The sequence below is a fragment of the Sphingorhabdus arenilitoris genome (genome assembly GCF_042651485.1).
In the GTDB taxonomy this organism is placed as follows: Bacteria; Pseudomonadota; Alphaproteobacteria; order Sphingomonadales; family Sphingomonadaceae; genus Sphingorhabdus_B; species Sphingorhabdus_B arenilitoris.
Genome location: NZ_JBHSDH010000013.1, coordinates 400,630 through 412,008, shown reverse-complemented (window position 1 = coordinate 412,008; position 11,379 = coordinate 400,630). Strand labels below are relative to the sequence as shown.

Annotated in this window: 10 protein-coding genes; 2 read left to right on the top strand and 8 right to left on the bottom strand. The window is 52.6% G+C overall.

Going from position 1 to position 11,379, the window contains the following annotated elements:
- Positions 1-20 precede the first annotated feature (20 nt).
- The 3 genes from tsaE to ahcY all read right to left on the bottom strand — a co-directional run bounded on the left by tsaE (position 21) and on the right by ahcY (position 4,593).
- The gene (gene tsaE / locus ACFOWX_RS06140; protein WP_381422309.1) at positions 21-452 is read right to left on the bottom strand and encodes a tRNA (adenosine(37)-N6)-threonylcarbamoyltransferase complex ATPase subunit type 1 TsaE; all 432 of its coding nucleotides are present in this window, start codon (positions 450-452) and stop codon (positions 21-23) included.
- Positions 449-2,785 (bottom strand): sensor histidine kinase, encoded by a 2,337-nt coding sequence (locus ACFOWX_RS06135; RefSeq protein ID WP_381422307.1) that lies wholly within the window; start codon positions 2,783-2,785, stop codon positions 449-451. The genes tsaE and ACFOWX_RS06135 overlap by 4 nt, the downstream gene beginning before the upstream one ends.
- 416 nt (positions 2,786-3,201) lie before the next feature.
- Complete coding sequence (ahcY, locus tag ACFOWX_RS06130) at positions 3,202-4,593, bottom strand: adenosylhomocysteinase (RefSeq protein WP_381422305.1); 1,392 nt, start codon at positions 4,591-4,593, stop codon at positions 3,202-3,204.
- Between the two features lie 177 nt (positions 4,594-4,770).
- Here ahcY and ACFOWX_RS06125 point away from each other — a divergent pair, with 177 nt between their 5' ends.
- Together ACFOWX_RS06125 and ACFOWX_RS06120 are read left to right on the top strand one after the other, a co-directional pair.
- Positions 4,771-5,250 carry a peroxiredoxin gene (locus ACFOWX_RS06125; protein WP_381422303.1) on the top strand — a complete coding sequence of 160 codons (480 nt, stop codon included), beginning with the start codon at positions 4,771-4,773 and terminating at the stop codon, positions 5,248-5,250.
- A gap of 102 nt (positions 5,251-5,352) precedes the next feature.
- Positions 5,353-6,798: an AMP nucleosidase gene (locus ACFOWX_RS06120; RefSeq protein ID WP_381422301.1), complete on the top strand. Its 1,446-nt coding sequence runs from the start codon at positions 5,353-5,355 to the stop codon at positions 6,796-6,798.
- A 6-nt stretch (positions 6,799-6,804) separates the two neighbouring features.
- On the opposite strand, the gene ACFOWX_RS06115 is transcribed toward ACFOWX_RS06120, so the two are convergent.
- The 5 genes from ACFOWX_RS06115 to ACFOWX_RS06095 all read right to left on the bottom strand — a co-directional run bounded on the left by ACFOWX_RS06115 (position 6,805) and on the right by ACFOWX_RS06095 (position 11,376).
- Positions 6,805-7,689 carry a hypothetical protein gene (locus ACFOWX_RS06115; protein ID WP_381422299.1) on the bottom strand — a complete coding sequence of 295 codons (885 nt, stop codon included), beginning with the start codon at positions 7,687-7,689 and terminating at the stop codon, positions 6,805-6,807.
- Entirely contained in the window at positions 7,683-9,581 is a 1,899-nt protein-coding gene (locus ACFOWX_RS06110) for a M2 family metallopeptidase (protein WP_381422297.1), read from the bottom strand. Before ACFOWX_RS06110 ends, ACFOWX_RS06115 begins: the two co-directional genes overlap by 7 nt.
- 96 nt (positions 9,582-9,677) lie before the next feature.
- Positions 9,678-10,433, bottom strand: a complete 756-nt coding sequence (locus ACFOWX_RS06105) for an alpha/beta fold hydrolase (protein WP_381422295.1) — start codon at positions 10,431-10,433, stop codon at positions 9,678-9,680.
- 61 nt (positions 10,434-10,494) lie between these two features.
- Entirely contained in the window at positions 10,495-10,671 is a 177-nt protein-coding gene (locus ACFOWX_RS06100; RefSeq protein WP_381422293.1) for a YegP family protein, read from the bottom strand.
- 54 nt (positions 10,672-10,725) lie between these two features.
- On the bottom strand, positions 10,726-11,376 hold the full coding sequence (locus tag ACFOWX_RS06095; protein WP_381424936.1) for a 2-hydroxychromene-2-carboxylate isomerase: 651 nt from the start codon (positions 11,374-11,376) through the stop codon (positions 10,726-10,728).
- Positions 11,377-11,379 lie beyond the last annotated feature (3 nt).

The window sequence follows — 11,379 nt, the reverse complement described above, 5'->3', positions numbered from 1 at the left end:
ACGTCACCCATAATCTGTCTTCATTTCCTTCGAAACATATCCACTGTCCGGCGGCCATTTTCCTCCGGCACGATCGTCAATTCATAATCGGCATCGCCATAATATCCGCCGCTTTTTTCTGCCCATTCGACCAACGTTATGCAATCGTCACGGCCATCATCAAGCCCCAATTCCTCCAGATCGTCACTATCGCTTATCCGGTATAAATCGGCATGAACGATAGGCACCGATACATCAGGCGCGCCATAATGATGGACGAGCGCATAAGACGGGCTTGCAACTTCGCCTTGATAGCCAAAATGGCGAATGATTGCTTTGCATAAAACGGTTTTGCCAGCGCCCAAGGGGCCATTGATCGCAACCCAATCGCCGGGAGCCAACTGCGCGGCTAACGCTGCGCCGAAATGAAGCATCGCGGCCTCATCGCCGATGGTGACACGCTGCTGCTTCATGCGCGCGGCAACCGCATAACGACGCTGGTTCCCTCACCGAGCTGTGAAAATAGCTCCAGATTGCCGCCATGCGATTCGATCAACTGCCTTGCGAGCGGAAGGCCGAGGCCTTTATCGCCGCTATCTTTTGCTCTGCGGGCATAGGTATCAAATACGGCGGACCTGTCTTTATCATTCATCCCTGGACCATCATCGGATATGATAATCGACAGCATTGCTCTCTCATTCTGGGTCACGATTAACACCCGCCCATCTTCCCGGCCATACCGCAGCGCATTGTCGAGAATATGCCCTATGGCCTGCGTCAATCGGCGCGCATCGCCGGGCACTATTCCGGGCGCATCCGAAAGATCCAGTTCAACATTGACACCCCGGCTAGCGGCAAGCTCTGCATGTTCCGCGACCAATTCGGTTAGCAGCGCGGTAACATCGACCGGCTCCTTCGCAATGGGAAGCGCGCCCACCTGTATCTGGCTATAATCCAATACCGTGTTAATCTGCTGCGACAGACGGTCGGCGGATGTTGCAATCGCCTCGACATATTCCATCGCTTGCGCGTTCAATTCGCCCGCGATGCCCGCTTTCAGCAAATCGGCAAATCCGCTGATCGATGTCAGCGGGGTGCGGAATTCATAGCTCATATTGGCGAGGAATTTGCTCTTCACCGCATCGGCCTCCGACAAAGCCTCATTGCGTTGCCGCAGCGCCTGTTCCACTTCGACGCTGTCGGTCATATCCAGCATGGTGAATAGCGCATTGCCGTCGGGCAATGGGACAGTCGATATCTGAAATATCCGCCCATCAGCAAAGGAAACGCGGCTTTTGCGTTGCTCCCTATTCGCCGTAGTCATTCGTAATATTTCTGCGATAACAGATATTTGCGCTGGTTTTTTAAGCAGATTTGCCAATATCGGCAGCAATTCATCAAGCCGCGGATGACGGCCAAGCAATTCCTCCTCTAGGCCCCAAATATCGGCGAAACGGCGATTCCATATGCTCAGCCGCCCATCGGCCGCAAATACCGCAACCGATTCAAACAGATTGTCGAAAGTTGCCGTGCGAACCCGCAGCAAAGTGTCGCGCGCGCTTGCCAATTGCGCCTGTTCGGTGCGGTCTTCAAAAATCAACAGTAAACCGCCGCCCGGCATTGGCTGCGCCAAAACGCGCAAATGCGTGCCATCGGGCAATAGCCAGTTTTCTTCGTTGGGATTGGCGGCGCGGAACCAATTTTCCTTGTCGCTGCGCCATTCGGGAAAATCCCGGACTTCGGGAATTTTGCTATTCTCTCGCATCCGGTCGAGCAACCGCGCAAATTCTGGCTTATCGGCCAGCCAGTTATCGCGCAGCGCAAACAGCCGCTGAAAAGGCAAATTTGCAAAGCTGAGCGTGCGGTCCGCATCAAATTGCGCCACGCCTGCTGACATCATATCAAGCAAATCACGCTGCGCATCCGCTAGCCTGCGATATTGTCGCTGCGCATCGGATAAATCCTGAATATCGACAGCAAGCCCGCCGACGCCCGCCGCGCCCAATGGGATATCAAACACGCGCATTTGCCGCCGGTTACCATCCACCGTGGAGGAAACTTGCCGTTCCTGCACTTGACCAGATTGCAGGGCAGCAGCGGCCAGCTCCATTTCGGAATGACCATCGCTATCCTCGATCAATTCCATACCTTGTTCAACGGCGTCCACGTTATTCTGCGCGCCAACAGCCTTCACATAGGCCCTGTTGACGAAATTCAGCCGGTAATCGGGGCCGCGATGCCACATCGGCATTGGCGCCTCTTCGATCAGGCCGCTGATCGCGGCAAAGGCTGCCTTTGCGTCCTCCGCCTCATGCTTTACCTTTTCCCATTCGCGCAAATTGTCGGTGAGATCGAAAAACCATAATAACGCGGCGCCATTGGGGTAGATAACCGGATCTGCGATACCGCCAATGACCAACATCCGGCGGTCCGAACCAGCAATACGCAGCGCCTGTGTAAAACTGCTTCCGGTTCGCTGTGTTTCGCGGATTTTTCCGTCCAGATCTGCATAATCATCGGGCAAAAGCCCGCATTGGTCATCACCGCTCAAGTCCGCAAGGATCTGAGCCGTATTGCCAAGCCCCAACAGCCGCGAAAAACGATCCGAAGCCTCGATCCGGCCATCGCCGCGCACAACGACCGGAACAGCAGGAGCAGTTTCAAGCAACCGCCCAAGCCGCGCCGTTTGCCGCAGTGATTTGGCAGCTTTTCGGCGCAGCGACAGGCCATACCATATCGCGACCGTCGCCACGACCAACCACACCGCCAACAGCAAGCCGATGATTGCGGTGGAAAGGCCGTCCATATTCATTTGTGCCGATAATCCCGAAACATAGGATATGCTTCTATCCACTGACCATAAAGATGCAATGGCACATTGACGCAGTCCGCCATTTTTGCGGGCTCAAATAAGAGTCCGGACCCCAGGGTCAGGACCTATTAATTGCGCGCCTGAGGTTTGAGTCAATTTTGTTCAGACCTAGGAAAAGAGCCGCTGCACTAGCCTGCTAATGCAAGGTTCTTTGACGCAGGTCTGGGCAAAATTGACCAAATCCTATGGGACAAAGAAATGGCTTCCATCTCGAATAAAAGCATCCTTGCAAACAGAACCACTGTTCGCGGCGGATGCTTTCATCCAATATGTTCGCCATTTCTTTGCCTCAGACGCGCAATTAATAGGTCCTGACCCTAAGAGGCCGGAAACTTATGCGTTTGAAACGATCAATAGCGGTAATGATCTGGCTTAAATGGTCCCTCGACGGGAACGCCAATATATTTGGCCTGTTTTTCAGAGAGGCTGCTCAGCTTCGCACCCAGTTTTTCAAGATGCAGCATGGCTACTTTTTCGTCCAGATGCTTGGGCAGGACATAGACCTTATTCTCATATTCATCGCCCTTGGTGAATAATTCAATCTGCGCCAACACTTGGTTGGTAAAGCTCGCCGACATCACAAAAGACGGATGCCCGGTTGCACAACCCAGATTGACCAAGCGGCCCTTTGCCAACACCAATATCTTATTGCCATCGGGGAAGGTTACCATGTCTGTGCCAGGCTTAATCTCGTCCCAATCATAATTGGACAATGCGCCAATTTGGATTTCGCTGTCAAAATGGCCAATGTTGCAGACGATGCTCATCGGCTTCATATTTTTCATATGCTCGGCGGTGATCACGTCGGCATTGCCGGTCGCGGTGCAGAAAATATCACAGCGTTTAACCGCGTCATCCATGCTAACAACTTCATAGCCGTCCATTGCCGCTTGCAACGCGCAGATGGGATCGATTTCGGTAACCATGACGCGGGCGCCGCCCTGACGCAGTGACGCCGCTGAACCTTTACCCACATCGCCATAACCAGCGACACAGGCCACCTTGCCCGACAACATCACATCGGTCGCCCGGCGGATCGCGTCGACCAGCGATTCCCGGCAACCATACAGATTGTCAAATTTCGATTTGGTGACGCTGTCATTCACATTGATCGCAGGGAACGGCAATTCACCGCGCTTTGCAATCTCATATAAACGGTGAACGCCAGTGGTGGTTTCCTCTGAAACGCCGTGCAGGTTCTTTACAGTTTCGGTCAGATAGCCGGGTTTGCGCGCGACAAATTCTTTTACGGCACGCTGCATTTCGACTTCTTCTTCATTCTCTGGCTCGCCAAAGCTTTCGCCGCGCTCCAGCTTTGCACCCCAAAGCGCAAAAGCAGTCGCATCGCCGCCATCGTCGAGAATGATGTTAGCGGTGATATCACCCCAATCGAAAATGCGGCCAACATAATCCCAATAATCAGCAAGGCTTTCACCCTTTACCGCGAAAACTGGAATATCCTGCGCCGCTATTGCCGCAGCGGCATGATCTTGGGTTGAAAAGATATTGCAGGTTGCCCAGCGCACTTCAGCGCCTAGCGCAACGAGTGTCTCAATCAACACGCCGGTTTGGATCGTCATATGCAGCGAACCAACGATACGCGCGCCTTTCAAAGGTTGCGCCGCGCCATATTCTTCGCGCAGGGCCATCAGGCCCGGCATTTCGGTTTCGGCAATATTCAATTCTTTACGGCCAAAATCGGCAAGGCTGATATCGGCAATTACATAGTCGTTGAAAGACATTCGGTCAGTCTCCGGTAAAATGGGATTTGAGATTGGCACTGCCCCTAACGTGCCTCCTCGCCAAAATCAAATATAAAGATTCCTTTATATGATTTTCCTGACATCAATCCGCCTTGACTTCCCCCGCCCGCGCCCCACATAGCGGGTGGATTATCACTCACGAAAAAGGACGACCCCATGACAATTTCAGTTGGCGACAAGCTCCCCGATGTAAAAATGGTAAAAGCAACCGCCGAAGGGCCGCAGCAAGTGCAATCTGGCGAATTTTTTGCCGGACGCAAAGTCGCATTATTCTCTGTTCCCGGTGCTTTCACACCAACCTGTTCAGCCAAGCATTTGCCCGGCTTTGTAGAAAAAGCGGACGAATTAAAAGCCCACGGCGTCGATGAAATCGTCTGCACTGCTGTGAATGATGCGTTTGTTTTGGGCGCATGGAATAAAGCGGGCGGTTCGGACCTGATTACCATGCTGGCCGACGGCAATGGTGAATTTGCAGAAGCGGTTGGCCTGACCATGGACGGCAGCGGTTTTGGCATGGGAAAGCGCAGCCAGCGTTATTCGATGCTGGTCAATGACGGCGTCGTAGAACAGTTAAATGTCGAAGCGCCCGGCGATTTTAAGGTCAGCTCTGCTGAACATATGCTGGAGCAGATGTAAGCATTTACGGCATTCACTCGTTGAAACATCAAATTGGGCGGCGGGCTTCAACCTTCCGCCCTTTTTTCTTGCACAATTGGCGGAAAGTGACACATATCATCGATGGCATCCGATCAAGCAAACCATATCGTCCAAGACATAATCGCCGCCTATGAAGCCGCTGTTGACCGTCTTCGCAGCGCCATTGCCGACTATCTCAAAAGCCGGAAAGTGCCCGACGAGGCGGCACGCGGCAACTTCGACTATGCCTATCCCGAAATTATCACCCAGTATCAGGGCGGGCAAAAAGATAATATTTTGAACCTTGCTTTTGGCCGAATGGAAAAGCCGGGGGTCTATCGCACCACCGTGACACAGCCGCAGCTATTCGCCAAATATCTCGCCAGCCAGCTTGATCTTTTGCTGGAACAGTATGAAATTAAAGTAGAAATTGGCCGTAGCAGACAGGAAATTCCGTTCCCCTATGTCCTCGACGGCAGCGCTGATTTGGACCTAGGGGATGTCAGCCCGGTGGAACTGGCCCGCTATTTTCCAACCACTGAACTTGCCGATATTGGTGATGAAATTGCTGATGGGATGTTTGACGTGGCCCAGAATGGCGGTTCGCCGCTCGCCTTGTTCGATGCGCTGCGCACCGATTTCTCGCTCGCCCGGCTGCGGCACTATACGGGCACCCCGCCGGAACATTTTCAACGCTTCATACTATTTACGAACTATCACCGCTATGTCGATGAATTTGTTGACTGGGCCTGCGCTCAAGTGGGCGATGGAAACTATCTCGCGCTGTCGGGTGCAGGCGGGCTATTCGTCGATAAGCATACCGATAATGCCGCGCAATTGGTCGCCGACAGCACATGGCGCCGCCACCAAATGCCCGCCTACCACCTCATCGCCGACAACGCGGTGGGCATCACTTTAGTGAACATCGGCGTCGGGCCGTCCAATGCCAAAACCATTTGCGACCACCTCGCCGTGTTACGCCCCGAAGCGTGGCTGATGATCGGCCATTGCGGCGGATTGCGCGAGACTCAGCGGATCGGCGACTATGTCCTTGCCCATGCCTATTTGCGCGATGATAATATCCTCGATCAGGTCCTGCCCCCCGAAATACCCATTCCGCCCATTGCCGAGGTGCAGCAAGCATTGGCACAGGCGGCAGAGCAAGTATCGGGGACAAGCGGCGCAGATTTGAAACGGCGGATGCGAACCGGCACCGTGGTCACCACAGATGACCGCAACTGGGAATTGCGCTATTCGGCCTCTGCCCTTCGGTTCTCACAGTCTCGCGCGATCGGGATCGATATGGAGTCGGCAACCATCGCGGCGCAAGGATACCGGTTTCGTGTGCCCTATGGCACACTGCTATGCGTATCGGACAAACCCATCCATGGGGAGATAAAGCTACCGGGTCAGGCCAACCGTTTCTACGAAGAAGCCATCGCCGCCCATTTGCAAATAGGCATCCAAACCTGCAACCTGCTAAGAGAAGCAGGCAACAGTCTACACAGCCGCAAATTACGCGCGTTCAACGAACCACCATTTCGGTGACAAAAGCTATTTGGGGCTAAGCTGATATTTCACCGACAACACATGCGTAGTGGTGACATTAAAATTATTGGCTAACTCGCCGCGTTTATCCCGCAAAATATCACGTTTCATTTCACTGAGGAACGCTTCGGCTATATCATCGCCAATGAAAGCACGGATTTCATTGACATCAGCAACCTCGACTATGGCCGCAACCCGCATATTCATCGCAGCGGCATAGTTGATAGCTTTTTGCTCGGCATCAGATAACGCGGCCTGCATCGCGGCCTGCTTGGCTGCATCAGTGTTAGGGGCTGTTACCACCGGATTTCTTACCATCCTATAATCTTCTTCGCAGCCTGCTTCTGCAGTCGCCGATCTAACCAATAAAAATGCTTCACCAGTGGTTGCCGAAAAGCCGATCTTTTGCGAAACAACAGCATAATTGTTTTCTTCAGCAACCTCTGTTTCAACCACATCATCGGTAACCGCTACAGCGGTATCTGCAGCTGCTGCGGCGGCGACGGCGGCATCGGCAAGTGCGGCAGCGGCATCTGCAGCTCTTGCTGCGGCATCAGCAGCCCCTTCGACCGCCGCTTCGGCGGCGTATATAGCCAGATCAGAATCTGAAGGAGACAATATCACCGGACTTGAAAAATCAAAACTAACGCCATCCACACTGGCTGCCTTAACCCTAAGCTTTGCAACTTGAACCGCCAACTGAGACCGGGCCGAATCCTCGGTCTCCGCATATTTACTGATCGTGCAAACGCTGGAAATGAGGGAGGGTTTTTGTTCTATGACCCCTGTCCCCGTAACAGTCAGCAATATTTCGCTTTTGTCGATCTGCGCCTTTGCCGATAGCGGTGACGACAGCGCCAAGATTAACGCAATTGCGGATATTTTCACCATCCCTTTGTTTTCCCTTTATTCTGTTTTTTGAGCCATGTCATCAGCGGCGCAAAATATTCGATCATCGGCTTGCCGGACATTTGGCGCGTTCCTGTGAACGCTTCCAACGCATCGGGCCATGGTTTCGATGCACCCATTTCCAGCATCGCATTCAATTTGGTGCCCACATCCTTATTGCCATAGAAAGAGCAGCGGTGCAGCGGCCCTTTCCATCCAGCAGCATCGCAAGCAGCTTTGTAAAATTGGAATTGCAATATGCGCGCCAAGAAATAGCGAGCATAGGGGGTGTTCCCCGGAATATGATATTTAGCTCCGGGGTCAAATTTGCTTTCATCCCTCTCCACTGGCGGGACAATACCTTGATATTTGAGCCGCAAATCTGTCCAGCCTTTGTTGAATTGATCAGCAGGAATATCGCCGTTGAAAACGCCCCAACGCCATTTGTCGACGAGCAGGCCAAAGGGAAGGAATGCCACCTTATCCATCGCTTGCCGCAGCAATAGTCCGGTATCCTTATCTGCTCCAGGAACCTGCGATTGATCCATCAAGCCAATTTGCACAAGATATTCGGGCGTAATCGACAGGGCAAGCATATCGCCAATCGCTTCGTGAAATCCATCGTTGGCACCGTTGAGATGTAAATAACTTTTGTCATTATAGGCGCGTTGATAGTAATTATGCCCGAGCTCGTGATGGATTGTTACAAAATCATCGGTATTGACCTTAATGCACATTTTGATGCGCAGATCATCCTTATTATCCAAGTCCCAAGCCGAGGCATGGCATACAACCTCTCGGTCACGCGGTTTGATAAACTGACTGCGTGTCCAGAAAGTTTCGGGCAATGGTTCAAAGCCCAGTGATGAGAAAAAGCCTTCGCCAATCCTTACCATTTCTTTTTCGCTTTTGCCGCGTTCAGCATCATCGGTCTGCGGTGATGTTTCCGTATATCCCTTCGCTTTTAGCAGATCACCGATATCATAGCCCAGCTCTCCACTGCCCGGCGGCGCAACAATATCGTATATCCCGCCCCATTCCTGTGCCCACATATTTCCAAGTAAATCCGCGCGAATCGGACCCTGTTTGGGTTGGACGTCATCGCCATATTTCTCATTCAGCTTGGTGCGGACAAAGGTATGAAGCTCGTCATACAGCGGCTTTACTTCCAACCATAATTTATCCATCGTGGCTGCAAAATCATCCGCAGGCATATCATAGTTGGACCGCCATAATGCACCGGTATCGGAATAGCCCAACTCCTTAGCCCCGGCATTGGCAATAGCCACAAGCTTCGTATAATCCTCCCGCATGGGCGCGCCGACATTATCATGCCAACTGACCCACATTTCCTTTAACTCGTCGGGGTCGCGGCTGGTGCCCATTTTGGCTTCGATATCGCTGCCATTAATCGGCTCGCCTTTTAGCGTTCCTTTACCCTTGCCATACATCCCCGACAATTTGGTAGAGATACCTGCCAATTCCTTTGCCGCCCCTTCGCTGGTGGGAGCTGGCAACACGATCGCGGTGCGCAGCATATTGAGCTTTCGGGCTGTTTCGGCTGACAATCCTTTCACATCCTGATATTTTGCCGCTTCCAGCGCCAGGTCCACCGACATTTTGGTACCTTTTTCGCCGTAACTGGCGGCAATTGCCTCGCTATCCTCATTGATATAAGTTTCTTGCAGCCAAAAAGCAGGCTGCGCTTCGTTGGAAAAGGCCAGCAAATCTGCTTCTGCGCGGGCAACAAAAGCGTCAGCATCCGCAGCTGTAGGGGCGCTTGCGACAGACGAGGTTTGCTGACCCATCATTTCCCCTTTGTCGTTTTGAACCGCATGGGCCGGGGCGGAAATCACGGCAATAGCCAAAGCAGTGACTGAAACGAGATTTTTCATGAAGCTGGTCCTCATCCTCTTTGAATTTCGATATTGCGACAGATTGAAACTTTGTTTCATTCCCGTCAAGCTAATCAAAGGCTAATGGCCGCGTGATTAACGGATTAGGAACTCGGCCATCGCGTCACCCAGCTCACCCTGCGTCACGCTCGACATATGTGTCCCTGGAATTTCGATATAGGTCGCCTGCGCCAGTTTTTCGGCTAGCAAGGGAGCAGACCCGTTATCGCTATCTTCTGCGCCGCAAATTACCGCGATTGGCACCTGCAAATTAGGAAGCTTCTCGGTCTGCATTGGACCGAAACTGTCCAACATCAAAAGTGACGCGACGGGGTCAATTTTTTGGCTTTTGAAAAATTGCACGGCCATGAAATGGGGGTCCGTCCTCTGGACCGTATCGCGCATATGAATGGCATCCACGAAGAACTGCCGCCTGCTATCCCAACCTTGCAAGCCCTCCCATCCCATGCCGGCCAGTATCGCGCGGCGGGGGGTAATGCCCTGACATAATAACTTTGCAGTGGTCCGCGCCCCTAAAGAAAAGCCGCCCAGATCAAAATCGTCCATCGCCAAATGATCGAGCAGCGCCAATATATCGGTCATCAATACATCTTCGGGATAGGCCGCTGGATCATGCGGTGCTTCACTTTGACCATGAGCACGAAAGTCCGGCATGATAACCCGGAACCCTGCCGCAGCCAGCTTTGCCGCATGGCCAAATTTAATCCAGTTCATCTCCGCATGGGAAAATAGGCCATGGAGCAGCAGAACAGGACGGCCCGCACCGCATTCATGCACCGCCAATTTCACACCGTCAAAGGATGTAAAAAAATATCCGTTAACTTCGGTCATTATCCCACTTTATCTGGCGTCACCTGATATTGTCACGGGAAATCGAAAATAGTGCGGCTTATCAGCTTTCGTCGCGAACCGGAGCCGCTGGACCATTTTTTTGGATCGACTCAATCGCTTTTTGCGCTGATGCCTTGCTGGAATAACCCTCTGTCCAGAAGATAGATTCTTTATTATATTTGAAATAGGCCACGAATTCGCCGCCCTTGTTTTTCTTAATCTCAAAATAATGCGCCATTGCTCTGCTTCCTATAATGATGGATCCATAGGGCTAACATAATGATAGCGGTCGTCAACCGGCCTTTTCCAAACCCTTTTGCTTCATTCGCCAAACGGCCAACTCTATACGGTCTTGCCCGAAAAAAGCCTCTCCATCAAAAACCAACGTCGGCACGCCCCAATGCCCAGCAGATTCCAGCGCGGATTGGTTTGCCGCAATTTCAGCATCTAATGCGGCTGAATCATGTGCGGCCTCTGCTTCTAACTCGGCAAAGTCGAGGCCTGCCTCATGCGCAGCAGTGGCCAGATATTCGCCCTGATGCCAATTTTCGGTGCCGCCCCAGATTAAACGGGACACGGCGTCGCAAAAGCTCAGACCCCGCCCCCGCCGGGCCGCCGCCTGCCCCATGCGGGTTAGTCTGTAAATATAAGGTTGCTCCTCGGCGATTTTCCGCGTCATCATATCCTGCACTATCGGATCGGGCCGGGGCGGTGCCATGGGAATATTGAGAAACTGTGCCAGCCGCATGACATCGGTCAGCGTATAGCGTAGCCAATTAGGGTGGCTACGCTCAAAAAAATCAGGTTCGCGGATTGCCAGCGGATAGACAGGGCGCAGGTTGAGCGTAAGATCATATTGCGCCTGCAGCGCCGCATATCGCCGCGTCGCTAAATAGCTATAGGGCGAGCGAAACGACCAGAATATATCAGCAGTCAGGGTCATGGC